Origin of the sequence: Kribbella shirazensis (assembly GCF_011761605.1) — a bacterium.
Classification (GTDB): domain Bacteria; phylum Actinomycetota; class Actinomycetes; order Propionibacteriales; family Kribbellaceae; genus Kribbella; species Kribbella shirazensis.
The window spans coordinates 3,940,375-3,955,858 of sequence record NZ_JAASRO010000001.1; the positions used below are offsets into that span (position 1 = coordinate 3,940,375).

Consider the following 15,484-nt stretch of genomic DNA (forward strand, 5'->3'; position numbering starts at 1 on the left):
GGACGTATCCGCCCACTGTCCACCGCCACACGCCTGAACAGAGCGGCAATCCGGCCCGATCCCCGCGCACCTCCTGTCGTTCGGCACCCAGCTCGGGGCGGCGGATTAGAACTCGAACGTTCCTTGGAGTGGCGCTGGCACCGGGGTTATCCACACCCCAGCCCGCCGAGCGGAAATCTGTCCGTTGCGCGGGCTAGGGTGTGGCGGTGGGTGTTGATGTGCGGGAACTGCTGGAAGCTGCCGTGTCCGGGATCGCCGGACAGACACGGCCCGGGCAGGTGGAGATGGCGCAGGCCGTGGACACCGCGATGCACGAGGGATCGCATCTGCTCGTTCAAGCCGGCACCGGCACCGGGAAGTCCCTCGGGTACCTCGTGCCCGCGCTGCTGCACGCGATCGAGGACCGCCGGGTGGTCGTCTCCACGGCGACGCTCGCGCTGCAGTCCCAGCTCGTCGACCGCGACGTCCCGGCGCTGCTCGACGCCACGGAGAAGCTTTTGCCGCGCAGACCGGCGTACGCGATCCAGAAGGGGCGGAACAACTACGCCTGCCTGCACCGGATCCGCGAGGGCGCGCCGGACGACGACGGCATGCTCGTCGACGTCCCGCCGTCGGGGGAGGTCGGCCGCCAGGTCGTCGAGCTCCGCGACTGGGCCGAGCAGCAGCTCGCCGACGGCGAGGCCGGCGACCGCGACCACGCCCCGTCGCACCAGTACCAGGCCTGGCAGCAGGTCGCGATCAGCGCCCGTGAATGCCTCGGTGCCCAGAAATGCCCGTACGGCGAGGAGTGCTTCGCCGAGAAGGCCAAGGAACACGCCCGCAAGGCCGACATCGTCATCACCAACCACGCCCTGCTCTCGATCGACGCCTTCGAGAACCGGACCGTCCTGCCCGAGCACGACGTGGTTATCGTCGACGAGGCGCACGAGCTGCCCGCCCGGGTCACCGGAGCGGCAGGCGACGAGCTGTCCCCGCAGATGGTCGAGCGCGCTGCCAAGCGCGCCCGCCGGTTCGTCGACGACGACAAGGCCGACGACCTGATCGATGCCTCCGACGCCCTCCGCGCCGCCCTCGACGGCACCCGCGAAGGCCGCATCGAGCCGTCGAACGCGCCCGTCCTCGAGGCCGCCGGCCTGGTCCGCGACGCGGCCCGCGCGCTGTACTCCGACCTGAACAAGAAGTCCGACGACAAGGACGACGACCCGGACGGCGCCAAGCGGCAGTCCAAGGGCGCGGTCAAGGAGATCTTCGACGTCGCCGAACGCGTCGCCGCGCTGAGCGACGCCGACGTGGTCTGGATGATCGACCGCGACCGCTTCGGCCGCGAGCTGCGGATCGCGCCGCTCACTGTCGCCGGCCTGCTCCGCGAGCTCGTTCTCCGCGACCGTACGGCGGTGCTCACCTCCGCGACGCTGACGCTCGGCGGCGACTTCGACGCCATCGCCCGGCAGGTCGGTCTGCGGCCCTCCGACAAGCTCGCCGACGACGACGAGATGCCGGACCTGGACGACTCCGGCGAGACCGGCCCGCTGCCGTGGCGCGGCCTCGACGTCGGTTCCCCGTTCGAGTACGAGAAGCAGGCGATCCTGTACGTCGCCAAGCACCTGCCGCCGCCGCACCGGGACGGCCTCGGCAAGAAGCAGTTCGAGGAGATCATCGACCTCGTCACCGCGGCCGGAGGGCGGACCCTCGGCCTGTTCTCGTCCCGTCGCGCGGCCGAGGCGGCGACGGCGGCGGTGCGCGAGGCGACCGACCTCAAGGTGCTGTGCCAGGGCGACGCGCAGCTCGGTGAGCTGGCCCGCGAGTTCGTGGGCGATCCGGAGACGTCCCTGTTCGGCACGCTGTCGCTGTGGCAGGGGATCGACGTACCGGGCTCGACCTGCAACCTGGTGATCATCGACCGGATCCCGTTCCCGCGGCCGGACGAGCCGCTGATGGCGGCCCGCCAGCGAGCCGTCGACGAGGCGGGCGGCAACGGGTTCATGGCGGTCGCCGCGACACATGCCGGGCTGCTGCTCGCGCAGGGCACCGGCCGGCTGATCCGCCGCAGTACCGACCGCGGCGTAGTGGCGATCCTCGACCCCCGCATCGTCACCCAGCGGTACGGCGGATTCCTGCGTGCCTCCTTGCCTCCGATGTGGCCGACCGCCGATCGTGAGAAGGTGCTCGGTGCCTTGAAGAGGTTGCAGTCCGCATGAGTCCGGTGGCCGGCCCGCCGGTGCTGCCGATGATGGCGGCGTTGGGGAAGATGCCCTCAGGGGCCGGCTGGTCGTACGAGCTGAAATGGGACGGCATCCGCGTGATCGCGGAGGTGGACGACGGCCTGTGCCGGCTGTGGTCGCGGAACAGCCACGACGTCTCGGGCGGGTACCCGGAGCTGATCGGTCTGGCCGAGGCGCCGGGGCTGCGGCATCCCGCCGTACTGGACGGCGAGATCGTCACTCTGGACGAGCACGGCGCGCCGTCGTTCGGGCTGCTGCAGCGACGGATGCACGTCCGCGATCCACGCCAGCTCCGGCACCTGATCACCGAGGTACCGGTGTCGGTGCGGCTGTTCGACCTGCTCCGCTTCGACGGCAAGTGGTTGCTAGAGGCAACGTACGACGACCGGCGTGGCCTGCTCGAGTCGCTCGACATCGGCGACCCGTTCTGGGAGGTGCCGCCGGCGCTGACCGACGGCGAGGAAGCGCTCGAACAGTCTGCTGCGCAGGGGCTGGAGGGCGTGGTCGCGAAGCGGCGCAAGTCGCGGTACTTGCCGGGACGGCGCAGCTCCGACTGGATCAAGGTCAAGCCGGTGCTGACCCGGGACGTCATCCTGTGCGGCTGGCATCCGGGGGAGGGCAACCGGGAAGGGCGGATCGGTTCCTTCTACTGCGCGGCGTACGACGGGGACGAGCTGGTGCTGATCGGCAAGGTCGGGTCCGGACTGGACTTCGCGACCCTGGAAATGCTGAGCGCCGAGCTGACCGGCCTCGAGATCGACCGGCCGGCCTTTGACGCCTCTGGGATTCCCACGACCGACCGGCGACGGGCGCATTGGCTGGACCCGGTCCTGGTCGCCGAGCTCACCTATTCCGGCTGGGGCGGCGACGGCCGCCTCCGGCATCCGGTCTGGCGCGGTCTACGGCTCGACATCGACCCGGAAACGGTCGTCGTCGACCGAACGTGAATGCATTTCACGACATGCTGACGACACGCCGAAATGTTCGAAATGCGGTCAATGTCCAGCGTCGCTGAGACGCTTTCTGTTCAATTGTCGCAGAGAGTCGAGGGATTTCAGTCGTTCGATTCCCGCGACGGGGCCGGGACCGCGAGGGCGGCCTCGATCTTGTCGGTCAGCTTGTCCGGGGCATGCGTGGGCGCGTACCGGGCGATCACCGCGCCGTCGCGGCCGACCAGGAACTTCGTGAAGTTCCACTTGATCCGGCCGCCGAGCAGACCGCCCGCCTCGCGCTTGAGCCAGTTGTACAAGGGGATCGTCCCGGACCCGTTGACGTCGATCTTGGCGAACATCGGGAACGTGACGTGGTAGATCGTCGAGCAGAAGTTCGCGATCTCGTTCTCGTCACCGGGCTCCTGGTGGCCGAACTGGTCGCAGGGAAAACCGAGCACCGAGAAGCCCTGCCGGCGGTACGTCCGGTAGAGCTTCTGCAACCCCGTGTACTGCGGAGTCTGGGCGCACTGCGACGCCGTGTTCACCACCAGGAGCACCTGGTCGCGGAAATCGGCAAGAGACTGTTCATTGCCTTCGATCCGCCGCGCGCTGAAGTCATAGACAGTCGTCATGATTCAATGCTGACACGACACGCCCGACTTCGCGCGGCGTCCGATATGTCAGACTCGGCGCAGAACTGTTACGACCTTTCCGAGAATGATCGCGTCCTTGCCGTCGATCGGCTCGAAGGCGGGGTTGTGTGGTAGCAGCAGGATCTCGGTCTTGGTCTTCTTGAACGTCTTCACGGTCGCCTCGCCGTCGATCATCGCGGCCACGATGTCGCCGTTCTCCGCGGTCGGCTGCTGCCGGACCACGACCCAGTCGCCGTCGCAGATGGCCGCCTCGATCATCGACTCACCCTTGACCCGCAGCATGAACAGCGTGCCCTCGCCGACCATTGCCTTCGGCAACGGGAAGACCTCCTCGATCTCCTGCTCGGCCAGGATCGGTCCACCGGCAGCGATCCGGCCGACGACCGGCACGTACGCCGCGTCCGGGTGCGCGTCACCGGCGTCGGTCTCGTCGTACGCCGTCTGCCGCACCGGGCCGAGCGCCGCCCGCCGGGCCGCGGCGTCCACCTCGCCGGGGTAGCGGACCTCGATCGCGCGCGGCCGGTTCGGGTCGCGGCGGAGCAGGCCCTTCTGCTCGAGCACGCGGAGCTGGTGCGACACCGAGGAGGAGCTGGTCAGACCGACCCGCTCACCGATCTCGCGCATCGACGGCGGGTAGCCGCGGCTGTCGACCGAGTCGCGGATGACGTCCAGCACCCGGCGCTGGCGGGGCGTCAGACCGGTCGCGTCGGCCGGCCCGTCCGGCAGCTCGGCGACCTTGTCGGCTGCCTTGTGGGCGGCCTTGTCCGCTGCCTTGTCCGCGCCGGTGCGCTCGTCCTTGCTGGAACCGCTCGGCGTCCTGGCCATCGCTGGTTGCTCCTCGGGTCGGGCCGGCGATCACCCACCGGCCGAAGCTTGCTCGACTGAGATGACCGTAGACCGAATCCTGAGATTCTTCAAACATCTGTTCGAAGGCGTGTCGCTTCGCATCTTTGTTCGGGTTTCGAGTTATAGGGCGCACGCGGACTACTTCGGCGTCAGGGAATTTCCTGGGCGTGTCCCGGTTGGAGATGGTTGCGCGACGGGCGACTGTCGGTTAATCATTCGTACAGGCGTTCGATCGAACAGGTGTTCGGTCCGGTCGGACGGCCCGCCCTCCGGAAACTGTCGGAGGCGGCCGATAGACAGGAACCAGCACCACAGAACGCGTACCGACCGAGGTCTTGGAGGATCCGATGAGCACAGCAGCTCTCGCGACCAACGCGCTGTCCCCGCGCCGCTCACCCGAGCCCGTGCCACCCCGCACACCCTCGGCCCCATCCTCCCGCGGCACGACCCACCTCAGGTCCGTCCCGGCGCCCCCCGGGTCCGCCGGGTGCTCGACGTCCCGCGCCGCACGCCCCGCCCCCGCCGCACATGCGGCGTCCCAGGTCCCGGCCGCACGCCCGACGTCGTCCGTCTCGGCTGCACACGTGGCGCCCTCTGTCCCCGCCGCCCGTGCGGCGGTGCCTGCTTCGGCTCCGGTAGTTGCGCCGGCGCCTCGGCGGCGGCCGCGGATCGAGGGGGCGGCCACCGACCGGCTCCCGGTGCGTGGCTGCTCCGGCGAATCGCTCGGGCGCCACGCGCAGGAGCGCCGCGCCCCTGAGCCGGCCGCCCTGCGGCTGACCCGCCGTGGCCGCCTGCTGTTGACCGCCGTGTCGGTTCTCGTCTTCGGCGCCGCGGTTGTCGTCCTCGGCCTCCGCGTCACCGGCGTGCTCGAGCCCGGCCCGCACTTCACCCACACCGTCCCGGTCCAGGTCACGCCCGGCCAGAGCCTGTGGTCGATCGCCCAGTCCACCAACCCCGGCCAGGACCCCGCGATCGTCGTCGAGAAGATCGCCGACTTGAACAACCTCGCCACCCCGGCCGACATCACCCCCGGCCAGACCCTGCGGATCCCGATCGCCGGCTGACGGCCAGACCGGCTGACGGCCCGACCGGCTGACGGCCCGACCGGCTGCCGCACTGACCGGCTGCCGCACTGACAGGCTGGCCGGATGCCCGCCTGACGGGCTGACGGCGCCTAGTACGGCTTGGTGGCAAACCCCATGTACGACACGTCCGTCCCCTTCACCTGCCCGACGTCCAAGGCCCGGCTCAACTGACCGACGCTGATCCCGCCACGACGTGCCCGGACGAAGTTCCGCAGTACTCCGAGCTTGTTGGCCCGCGTCCCGAGCCCGGTGATCTCGCCCAGCCGCAGACCGTGCCGGCGCAGGACCTCCTCGAGCTCGATCGGCTTGATGAACATCTGCCACGCGTGCAACTCGGTGTCGACGACCCTGGTCAGCCGCCATTCCTGCATCACCTTGATCACCAGCACCTTCGACGCGAACGTCCGGTTGATGGTGTCGAACAGGTAGAGCCCGCCCGGTTTCAGCACCCTCGCGGTCTCCCCGATCACCCGGTCGAGATCCGACACGTGCTCGAGGACGTCGCAGCAGTAGGCGACGTCGGCGCTCTCGTCGGCGAGCGGCAGGTGTTCACCCGTCGCCACGACGTACCGCGCGTCCAGGCCGGACGCGCTCGCGTGGTCCAGGGCGGTCCGGACCGACACCTCCGACGGATCGACGCCGACCACGCGGCAGCCGACCCGGGCGAACTCCTCGGCCATGAAGCCCCCGCCGCTCCCGATGTCGACGGCCAGCCGGCCTACCGGATCCCTCCCGGTCCGCTTGAGCACGTCGCGGAAATACGCGAACCGTCCCGGCGTGAAGCTGCCGTGCAACATGTTGAGCGGGTTGTCCTCGTCCCACCAACTGTCGCCGATCCGGTTGTAGATCTGATTGTCGATGCCCATCGCGGCCCCCTGGTGGACACTGTCCGGGAGCGGCTGCGCCCGATCAAGGTGTCACGCCGCGCCATTCGTGCTCGAGCAGCGCGTAGACGTACTCGTTCGCCCACTCGCCCTTGAACTGCGACGCGTCTAGGTGGTGCGCCTCGCGCCGCATCCCGAGTCGCTCGAGCAGCCGGGCCGACGGCGCGTTCCGGTCGTCCAGGATCGCGACGATCCGGTGCAGGCCGAGCTCCTCGAACCCGACCCGCAGCATCTCGCGCGCGGCCTCCGCCGCCAGCCCCTTGCCCTGGTACGCCGGGTGCAACGCGTACCCGATCTCGCCCTGACGGTCCGCCTCGCTGGCCCACTTGAGCAGCACCTCGCCGATCACGGTCCCGGTCTCGCGCAGCTCGATCGCCAGCACCAGCCACTGACCGGCCTCGGTCAACTCGCCCTGCGGGAGCTTCCGCTCGAGGGCGACGCGCGTCTCCTCCCGATCCCGCACCGGCCACGGCGTGTACCGCACCACCTCCGGCAGCGAATGGAACGCGAACAGATCGTCCAGGTCGTCCATCCGGTGCGGCCGCAGCTCCAAGCGCTCGGTCAGCAGGGGATACGCGGGTCGGAATCCGGTCATGGCGCCTTCCTCGGCTATTGTGTCTAACAACGTTCGACAGTACTCACTCAAGCCCTCGACCCACAACGAGATTTCGTGACCAGACGCGACCCTTCGTCGCACGCGGCGGCCGGCATCACCGTCGCCGCGATCGCCGACGCGGCCCTGGCCGTCATCCGCGCCGACGGCGTGGCCGGCCTGACGATGCGCGCCGTCGCGGAGCGCCTGACCGTCCGCGCCCCGTCGCTGTATCACCACGTCCACAACAAGTCCGAGCTGCTCGACCTGGTGGCCCGGAACGCGTTCGGCCAGTTCACGGCGGACAACACGGCGTACGGCGAACTGACGACCGTCGACGAGTGGATCGACCTGACGCGGTCCGGCTCGCTGGACCTGCGGGCGTTCTACGCCGGGCATCCCGGCCTCGCCGGCCTGATCCTCGCGAAGGCCACGCCCGACCGCGATCAGGGCGACGGCTCACGTGCCGAACTCGTCCGCGCCCAGATCGACGCGCTCGTGCGCATCGGGGTACCCGAGCCCGACGCGCGGCACCTCTTCGAGGTCACCGCTCGCTGGACCCTGGCCGCCGTCGTCGCGGAGTCCGCCGACGGTCAGGACCTGTTCGCCGACGGCCTCGAGTTGCTGCTGTACGGCGTACGCGCCCGTCTTCTCGAGCTGCTCAGCTGACGGTCGCCAGCCACAGCTCGGCGTACCGCTTGCCGTCCACCGCCGTCGCGACCTGCACGACCGGCGCCGGCCCTTGCGGATCGCTCGCCACGTCGAGCGCGTCCCGCGTGTCGACGATCGTCCGGCCGCGCGACCAGCCGCCGGACAGCTCGATGCGGACCGGGTGCGGCTGTGTCGTGAGGCCCGACGGGTCGATCACCGCGCAGACCGCGCCGCCGTCACCGATGCTTCCGCCGTCGGACTGGTACCGCTCGCTGCGCTTCTCGATCAGCTTGCGGGCCAGCTCCGCCGACGGCGATCCGGTCAGGCCGCGCGCCTGCTCGAGCGTGACCACGACGTCGTAGAAGACGTCCAGCCCGTACATGGTCGCCGCGATGCCGAGATCGTTCGCCGCCGCCAGCACGATCGCGGCCGCCTCCGGATCGGTCCAGACGTTGAACTCCGCCGACGCGGTCGCGTTGCCGATCCCCGCGGACCCGCCCATGAACACGATCTCCTGCAGCCCGGCGGCCACGTCGGGGTAGGTCCGCAGCAGCAACGCGATGTTCGTCAGCGGCGCCAACGGGATCAGCGTGATGCGCTCACCGGTCGCGGCCGCGTCCCGCAGTACGTCGCGCAGCAGCTCGACGGCGTGCCGCGGATCCGTCGACCGCGTCGACCGCGGCCAGTCGAGATCCCCGAGCCCGTCCTCGCCGTGGACGTGCCGCGCCGACGTGACGGGCTGGATCAGCGGTACGGCGGCACCGCGCGCGACCGGTACGTCCGGACGTCCCGCCGCGTCGAGCACCGTCAGCGTGTTGCGCACGACGTCGTCGATCCCGACGTTCCCGCCGACACAGGTCACGGCCTTCAGATCGAGGTCCGGATGCCGCGCCGCCAGCAGCAGCGCACACGCGTCGTCCAGCCCCGTGTCGACATCGAGAATCACCGGCTTCATGGAGTCCATCCTCACATCCGGCACCCGGCCGTCACGCACCCGCGGAGGCCGTAGTGTGCGCCTCCGAACGGCCGCCGTGATGGCGCCACGCGGGAGTACACGGGGCCGCGCGAGTGTTGAAACCTGTGACACGCGCGGGCAATCGGGGCGTGCTTGCAAACTGTCGGAGCAGCGATCTAGGATCCCTATATCTAGTGGTTACACGGGTGTAATTTTCCACAGGTAGTGGTTAGTTGCACACAGGTTCTACACAAGTTGTCCCCAGGCCGATCCACAACCCACCCCTCGCGGGTGGTCACGGGAGGAGTGTTCGCCGTGCACTGTCCGTATTGCCGGCACGCCGACTCCCGAGTGGTCGACAGCCGGGTGGCCGAGGACGGCGGAGCGATCCGGCGCCGGCGGCAGTGCCCGGTCTGCGAGAAGCGGTTCACCACCGTCGAGCAGATGCAGCTCACGGTCGTGAAGCGCTCCGGCGCGACCGAGCCGTTCAGCCGCGAGAAGGTCATCAACGGGGTCGGGAAGGCCTGCAAGGGCCGGCCGGTGAACGCCGACCAGCTCGCGCGGCTCGGCCAGAAGGTCGAGGACGCGCTGAAGGGTGGCGGCTCCCCGGAGGTTCCCGCGCACGAGGTCGGACTCGCGATCCTCGGGCCGCTGCGGGAGTTGGACGAGGTGGCCTACCTGCGGTTCGCCAGCGTGTACCGGCAGTTCGAGTCGGCCGACGACTTCGAGACCGAGATCGCGCTGCTGCGGGCCGAGAAGGAGCCGCAGGGCACCGAGCCGGGCCAGCTGAAGCCGACCCAGTAGACGTAAACCGGGGGAACGGTAGTTCCAGTAGTTCCTAGTAGTACGAGCAGTACGTGGCGTGACGTAGTACTCCAACGGGGCGGTCCCGACAGACCGCGGTAGTAGACACAGGGCGAGGAGCAACCATGACAGAGACGGTGACCGGCCACTCGGGGTCGACCAAGAGGTCGGCGGCCGGGTTCCGCGGGCGGAAGAACGCGCCCACGGGACTCACCATCGAGCGCGTCTTCAGCACCGAGGGCGTCCACCCGTACGACGAGGTGACGTGGGAGCGTCGCGACGTCGTACAGCAGAACTGGAAGACGGGTGAGACCGTCTTCGAGCAGCGAGGGGTGGAGTTCCCTGACTTCTGGAGCGTGAACGCCTCGACCATCGTCACCACGAAGTACTTCCGCGGCGCGGTCGGCCACGACAACCGCGAGTGGAGCCTCAAGCAGCTGCTCGACCGGGTCGTGAAGACCTACCGCAAGGCCGGCGAGGAGCACGGGTACTTCGCCACGCCGGCCGACGCCGAGGTGTTCGAGCACGAGGTCACCTGGATGCTCCTGCACCAGTACTTCAGCTTCAACTCGCCGGTCTGGTTCAACGTCGGTACGTCCTCGCCGCAGCAGGTGTCGGCCTGCTTCATCCTCGCCGTGGACGACTCGATGGACTCGATCCTGAACTGGTACAAGGAAGAGGGCCTGATCTTCAAGGGCGGCTCGGGCGCCGGCCTGAACCTGTCCCGGATCCGCTCGTCGAAGGAGCTGCTGCAGTCCAGCGGCGGCACGGCCTCCGGCCCGGTCTCGTTCATGCGCGGCGCGGACGCGTCCGCCGGCACGATCAAGTCCGGCGGCGCCACCCGGCGCGCGGCGAAGATGGTCGTGCTCGACGTCGACCACCCCGACATCGAGGAGTTCGTCGAGACCAAGATGCGCGAGGAGGAGAAGATCCGCGTCCTGCGCGACGCGGGCTTCGACATGGACCTCGGCGGCCGCGACATCACCTCCGTGCAGTACCAGAACGCGAACAACTCGGTCCGGGTCTCGGACGAGTTCATGCGCGCGGTCGACGAGAAGGGCGAGTTCGGGCTGCGTGCGCGGCTGGACAACTCGGTCATCGAGACCGTCGACGCCCGCGAGCTGTTCGACAAGATCGCCCAGGCGGCGTGGGCCTGCGCCGACCCCGGCCTGCAGTACGACGACACGATCAACGACTGGCACACCACGCCGGAGACCGGGCGGATCACCGCGTCCAACCCGTGCTCGGAGTACATGCACCTGGACAACTCGTCCTGCAACCTGGCCTCGCTGAACCTGATGAAGTTCCTCCGCGACGACGACCTGTTCGACTCGGAGAAGTTCGTCAAGGCCGTCGAGCTGATCATCACCGCGATGGACATCTCGATCTGCTTCGCGGACTTCCCGACCGAGGCGATCGGCGAGACCACCCGCGCGTACCGGCAGCTCGGTATCGGCTACGCGAACCTCGGTGCCTTGCTGATGGCAACGGGTCACGCGTACGACTCCGACGGCGGTCGCGCACTGGCGGGCGCTATCACGTCGCTGATGACCGGTACGTCGTACAAGCGCTCCGCCGAGCTGGCCGGCATCGTCGGCGCGTACGACGGCTTCGAGCGGAACAAGGCCGCGCACACCCGGGTGATGCGCAAGCACGCCGCGGCCAACGACGCGATCCGGACCATGCACGAGATCGACAAGGACGTCCAGAAGCACGCCACCGCGGCGTGGGACGGCGTACTGAAGATCGGCGCCAAGAACGGCTGGCGGAACGCGCAGGCCTCGGTGCTCGCGCCGACCGGCACCATCGGCTTCATGATGGACTGCGACACCACCGGCATCGAGCCGGACTTCTCGCTGGTCAAGTTCAAGAAGCTGGTCGGCGGCGGCTCGATGCAGATCGTCAACCAGACGGTCCCGCGGGCGCTGCGGCAGTACAACTACACCGAGGAGACCATCGAGGCGATCATCGAGTACATCGCCGAGAACGGTCACGTCGTCGACGCCCCGGGCCTGAAGCCGGAGCACTACGAGATCTTCGACACCGCGATGGGTGAGCGGGCCATCAAGCCGATGGGCCACGTCCGGATGATGGCGGCGGCGCAGCCGTTCCTGTCCGGTGCGATCTCCAAGACGGTGAACCTGCCGGAGACCGCGACGGTCGAGGAGATCGCCGACGTCTACTTCCAGGGCTGGAAGCTCGGCCTGAAGGCGCTCGCGGTGTACCGCGACAACTGCAAGGTCGGCCAGCCGCTGGCGGACGCGAAGGCGAAGAAGGCGGTTGCCGCCGAGGCCGCCGTCGCGGAGAAGATCGTCGAGAAGGTCATCGAGTACCGGCCGACCCGCAAGCGTCTGCCGAAGTCGCGGCCGTCGCGGACCACGTCGTTCACCGTCGGCGGCGCCGAGGGTTACATGACCGCCGGCTCCTACCCGGACGACGGTCTGGGCGAGGTCTTCCTGAAGATGGGCAAGCAGGGTTCGACCCTGGCCGGTGTGATGGACGCGTTCTCGATCGCGATCTCGATCGCCCTGCAGCACGGCGTACCGCTGGAGACCTACGTCCAGAAGTTCACCAACCTGAAGTTCGAGCCGGCCGGTCTGACCGACGACCCGGACGTCCGGATGGCGCAGTCGATCATGGACTACATCTTCCGCCGCCTGGCCCTGGACTACCTGCCGTTCGACGAGCGGGCCGCCCTGGGCATCTACTCGGCGGAGGAGCGGTCCCGGCAGCTCGACACCGGTTCCTACGAGCCGGCTCCGGTCGAGGTCTCCGAGGCCGAGTCGCTGAAGACGGTCGAGCCGGCCGCCGACGCGGATGCCCCCGCGAAGCCGGCGGAAGCGGCGGCCGCCAAGCCGGTCAAGGGCGAGGCGCACACCACCGCCGAGATGCTGGAGCTCATCACCGGTACCTCGGTCGACGCCCCGCTCTGCTTCACCTGCGGCACCAAGATGCGTCCGAGCGGTTCCTGCTACGTCTGCGAAGGCTGCGGCAGCACCTCCGGCTGCAGCTGACCGCCAGCTGAAAGCGCCACGGCCCCCGGGACTTCCCACCTTCCCCGGGGGCCGCAGCGCGTCTACCGTCAAGCTGTGGAGGAGGTCGGCGGTCTCCTTGCGGCGGGAGAGAAGGCGCTCGGTGACGGGGACTGGGCGACGGCGCTCGCGGCATTCGGGTCCGACGGGGTCTGTGAGACCGCCGAGGGCCTCTCCGGCCTGGGGAACGCCCAGTGGTGGCTCGGTGACGTCAGGGCCGCGTTCACGAGCTGGGAACGTGCCTACGCGCTGTACCGCCGTACCAACCCTGCCGAGGCTGTCTTCCTGGCTCTCGGGCTGAGCATGCTGTACGACGCCAACTTCGGCGACCGTGCCGCGGCGCAGGGCTGGGCTGCGCGGGCGGTCCGGGTAGCGGCCGAGGTTGGCGATCCCGTCGTGGGGGCGTGGGCCTCGCTGGCACGGGCGGGCGCGGCGGAAGACGTCTCGGCGGCTGCGGCTTTGGCTGAGGCGGCGTACGAGGTCGGCGCCGACGCTGGCGACCGTGATCTCGAGCTCTGCGCGCTGAGCCTGTGGGGAGCAGCGCTGATCGACCTCGGTCAGATCATCGAGGGCACGGCGCTGCTGGACGAGGCGCTGGCCGGCGCGCTGGGCGGTGAGGGTGCCCGGCCGGACACAGTCGTTCTTGCGAGTTGCCTGCTGATGCGTTCGTGCGTTCGCGGTGCCGACTACCTGCGGGTCGTGCAGTGGGTCCGGTCGCTCGACGCGTTCATCGCCCGCTACGGCTGTCCGTACCTCCACTCCTCGTGCCGGGCGTCGTACGGCGCTGTGCTTGTCTCCACCGGCGACTGGCCGCGTGCGGAGGCTGAGCTGACTGCTGCGATGGAGTTGGCCCGCGATTCGCTGCCGGCGGTCCGGGCGGAGGCTGCCGCGTTCCTTGCTGAGCTCCGGCTGGCACAGGGCCGCGTCGGCGAGGCACGGCAGTTGCTGGACGGATTCGAGGACCGCAGCGTCGTACAGCCGGTCCTCGCCGCGGTCTACCTGGCTGAGGGGGAGGTGGCGACGGCGGTCTCGCTGGCACGACGCCGACTCGACGACAGCCTGCCGCTGGAGGAGGCCCGACTGCATGAACTGCTCGGCTCGGCCTGTCTGGTGTCGGGCGATGTGGTGGGTGCGGTTGGCGAGGCGGAGCAGCTGTCTGACCTGGGTACGACGACCGACAGCGGACTGATCGCGGCACGGGCCGCCCGGTTGTGCGGGCGGACGTTGCTGGCGCAGGGGGAGTGTCAGGCGGCTGCGGCACGGCTGGCGGCGGCGCAGACCTGGTTCGGTCTGTTGGAGATGCCGTTCGAGGTTGCGCGGACCCGGATGCAGCTGGCGCAGGCGATGGCGACGTACGACCCTGCTCCTGCGGTTGCCGAGGCACGGGTTGCTCTCGCGGTGTTCGAGGACCTGGGGGCCGCCGCTGATGCCGACGCCGCGGCTGCCTGGTTGCGGGCTGCCGGAGCGACGGCTGCTCGTGTGGGGCCTCGTGGCCTGGGACTGCTGACCAGGCGGGAGCGTGACGTCCTCGCCGCACTGGCCGTGGGGCTGCCGAATCCGGAGATCGCGGCCCGGCTGTACATCAGTCGCCGTACGGTCGAGCACCACGTAGCCAGCATCTTGTCGAAGCTCGGCGTACGGAACCGCACCGAGGCGGCCGCCTACCTCACCCGGGTCCACGAATAGGCGAACTCACCGATGCCCCGCCCGGACCCGCGGTGTGACGCTGCGGGTGGGGATTGGAGACCACCATGAGCGAGACAACGCTGGACACCACGAGGCTCGAGGCCTTCGGGCAGCAGATGGGCGACGTCCTGAACCACGGCACGCTCGCGTTGCTGATGAACATCGGCCACCAGGTCGGACTGTACGACGCCCTCGCGGAGCTGCCGCCGGCCACCAGCCACGAGATCGCCGGCGCGGCCGGGCTGCAGGAGCGGTACGTCCGCGAATGGCTCGGCGCGATGACCGTCGCCCGGATCGTGGAGTACGACGCTCGCGACCGGACGTACTGGCTGCCGCGCGAGCACGCCGCGTTCCTGACCCGCGCGGCCGGTCCGCAGAACGTTGCTGCCACAACCCAGTTCGTCTCGATGCTTGCGGAGGTCGAGTCCTCGGTGGTGGAGTGCTTCCGGCGAGGGGGCGGGGTGCCGTACTCGGAGTACGCCGAGTTCCACCGGGTGATGGCCGAGAACAGCGGCGCGGTCTTCGATACGGCGCTGATCGACGCGATCCTGCCGCTGGTGCCCGGGTTGCCGTCGCGGCTGTCCGCGGGGGTCGACGTGGCCGACGTCGGGTGTGGCAGTGGACATGCGGTCAACCTGATCGCGGCGGCCTACCCACGGAGCCGCTGCGTGGGATACGACTTCTCCGCCGGAGGGATCGCCGCGGGGCAGGCCGAGGCTGCGGCGCTCGGGCTGGCCAACACGGAGTTCTTCGTCCGGGACGCCGCCGATCTGGGGGAGCACGAGCGGTTCGACCTGGTCACCGCCTTCGACGCGATCCACGACCAGGCGCATCCCGCGCAGGTGCTGGCCGCTGTCTGGGAGTCGCTGCGGCCGGGCGGCGTGTTCCTGATGGTCGATATCCAGGCCTCCAGCGACCTCGAGGACAACCTGGAGCATCCGTTCGCGACCTTCCTGTACGGCCTCTCGACCATGCATTGCATGCCCGTCTCGCTGTCCCTCGACGGCGACGGCCTCGGCACCGTCTGGGGTGAACAGAAGGCTTGCCAGATGCTGACCGACGCCGGCTTCAGCTCAGTCGAGACGACCCACGTGGAGGCCGACGCGTTCAACACGTACTACATCTGCCGCAAGGGTTGAGCC

General features: G+C 69.4%; 13 protein-coding genes. 8 read left to right on the plus strand and 5 right to left on the minus strand.

The features are described from left to right. The first annotated feature begins 200 nt into the window (after positions 1-200). Complete coding sequence (locus tag BJY22_RS19300; protein WP_167208685.1) at positions 201-2,198, plus strand: helicase C-terminal domain-containing protein; 1,998 nt, start codon at positions 201-203, stop codon at positions 2,196-2,198. Then, positions 2,195-3,169, plus strand: coding sequence for a non-homologous end-joining DNA ligase (ligD, locus tag BJY22_RS19305; RefSeq protein WP_167208687.1), 975 nt, complete (start codon positions 2,195-2,197; stop codon positions 3,167-3,169). The genes BJY22_RS19300 and ligD overlap by 4 nt, the downstream gene beginning before the upstream one ends. A gap of 107 nt (positions 3,170-3,276) precedes the next feature. Here ligD and BJY22_RS19310 read toward each other — a convergent pair whose 3' ends face one another. Then, positions 3,277-3,786 (minus strand): glutathione peroxidase, encoded by a 510-nt coding sequence (locus tag BJY22_RS19310; RefSeq protein ID WP_167208689.1) that lies wholly within the window; start codon positions 3,784-3,786, stop codon positions 3,277-3,279. Between the two features lie 48 nt (positions 3,787-3,834). Next, entirely contained in the window at positions 3,835-4,632 is a 798-nt protein-coding gene (gene lexA / locus BJY22_RS19315) for a transcriptional repressor LexA (RefSeq protein ID WP_238350396.1), read from the minus strand. A 638-nt stretch (positions 4,633-5,270) separates the two neighbouring features. Between lexA and BJY22_RS42960 the strand changes: the two genes are divergently transcribed. After that, positions 5,271-5,717, plus strand: coding sequence for a LysM peptidoglycan-binding domain-containing protein (locus BJY22_RS42960; RefSeq protein ID WP_337758782.1), 447 nt, complete (start codon positions 5,271-5,273; stop codon positions 5,715-5,717). A 110-nt stretch (positions 5,718-5,827) separates the two neighbouring features. On the opposite strand, the gene ubiG is transcribed toward BJY22_RS42960, so the two are convergent. Both ubiG and BJY22_RS19330 read right to left on the minus strand, forming a co-directional pair. Continuing rightward, positions 5,828-6,604 carry a bifunctional 2-polyprenyl-6-hydroxyphenol methylase/3-demethylubiquinol 3-O-methyltransferase UbiG gene (ubiG, locus tag BJY22_RS19325; protein WP_167208693.1) on the minus strand — a complete coding sequence of 259 codons (777 nt, stop codon included), beginning with the start codon at positions 6,602-6,604 and terminating at the stop codon, positions 5,828-5,830. A 43-nt stretch (positions 6,605-6,647) separates the two neighbouring features. Beyond that, the gene (locus BJY22_RS19330; protein ID WP_167208695.1) at positions 6,648-7,217 is read right to left on the minus strand and encodes a GNAT family N-acetyltransferase; all 570 of its coding nucleotides are present in this window, start codon (positions 7,215-7,217) and stop codon (positions 6,648-6,650) included. 75 nt (positions 7,218-7,292) lie between these two features. Between BJY22_RS19330 and BJY22_RS19335 the strand changes: the two genes are divergently transcribed. Further along, a complete protein-coding gene (locus BJY22_RS19335) occupies positions 7,293-7,883 on the plus strand; it encodes a TetR family transcriptional regulator (RefSeq protein ID WP_167208697.1) in 591 nt (196 codons plus the stop codon). On the opposite strand, the gene BJY22_RS19340 is transcribed toward BJY22_RS19335, so the two are convergent. After that, complete coding sequence (locus BJY22_RS19340; protein WP_167208698.1) at positions 7,876-8,820, minus strand: nucleoside hydrolase; 945 nt, start codon at positions 8,818-8,820, stop codon at positions 7,876-7,878. The genes BJY22_RS19335 and BJY22_RS19340 overlap by 8 nt on opposite strands. A 315-nt stretch (positions 8,821-9,135) precedes the next feature. On the opposite strand from BJY22_RS19340, the gene nrdR reads away from it, so the two are divergent. The 4 genes from nrdR to BJY22_RS19360 all read left to right on the plus strand — a co-directional run bounded on the left by nrdR (position 9,136) and on the right by BJY22_RS19360 (position 15,481). Next, positions 9,136-9,624: a transcriptional regulator NrdR gene (gene nrdR, locus BJY22_RS19345; protein WP_167208700.1), complete on the plus strand. Its 489-nt coding sequence runs from the start codon at positions 9,136-9,138 to the stop codon at positions 9,622-9,624. A gap of 125 nt (positions 9,625-9,749) precedes the next feature. Further along, positions 9,750-12,638: a vitamin B12-dependent ribonucleotide reductase gene (locus tag BJY22_RS19350; protein WP_167208702.1), complete on the plus strand. Its 2,889-nt coding sequence runs from the start codon at positions 9,750-9,752 to the stop codon at positions 12,636-12,638. A 75-nt stretch (positions 12,639-12,713) separates the two neighbouring features. Then, positions 12,714-14,342: a LuxR C-terminal-related transcriptional regulator gene (locus BJY22_RS42965; protein WP_167208704.1), complete on the plus strand. Its 1,629-nt coding sequence runs from the start codon at positions 12,714-12,716 to the stop codon at positions 14,340-14,342. Positions 14,343-14,407: 65 nt separating this feature from the next. After that, positions 14,408-15,481: a class I SAM-dependent methyltransferase gene (locus BJY22_RS19360; protein ID WP_167208706.1), complete on the plus strand. Its 1,074-nt coding sequence runs from the start codon at positions 14,408-14,410 to the stop codon at positions 15,479-15,481. Positions 15,482-15,484 lie beyond the last annotated feature (3 nt).

Bases quoted from the DNA above. Each gene is read 5' to 3' on its own strand.
- BJY22_RS19310 (WP_167208689.1), bottom strand. From the start codon at position 3,786: ATGACGACTGTCTATGACTTCAGCGCGCGGCGGATCGAAGGCAATGAA.
- ubiG (WP_167208693.1), bottom strand. From the start codon at position 6,604: ATGGGCATCGACAATCAGATCTACAACCGGATCGGCGACAGTTGGTGG.
- BJY22_RS19360 (WP_167208706.1), top strand. From the start codon at position 14,408: ATGAGCGAGACAACGCTGGACACCACGAGGCTCGAGGCCTTCGGGCAG.
- BJY22_RS19350 (WP_167208702.1), top strand. From the start codon at position 9,750: ATGACAGAGACGGTGACCGGCCACTCGGGGTCGACCAAGAGGTCGGCG.
- lexA (WP_238350396.1), bottom strand. From the start codon at position 4,632: ATGGCCAGGACGCCGAGCGGTTCCAGCAAGGACGAGCGCACCGGCGCG.
- BJY22_RS19330 (WP_167208695.1), bottom strand. From the start codon at position 7,217: ATGACCGGATTCCGACCCGCGTATCCCCTGCTGACCGAGCGCTTGGAG.
- BJY22_RS19340 (WP_167208698.1), bottom strand. From the start codon at position 8,820: ATGAAGCCGGTGATTCTCGATGTCGACACGGGGCTGGACGACGCGTGT.
- ligD (WP_167208687.1), top strand. From the start codon at position 2,195: ATGAGTCCGGTGGCCGGCCCGCCGGTGCTGCCGATGATGGCGGCGTTG.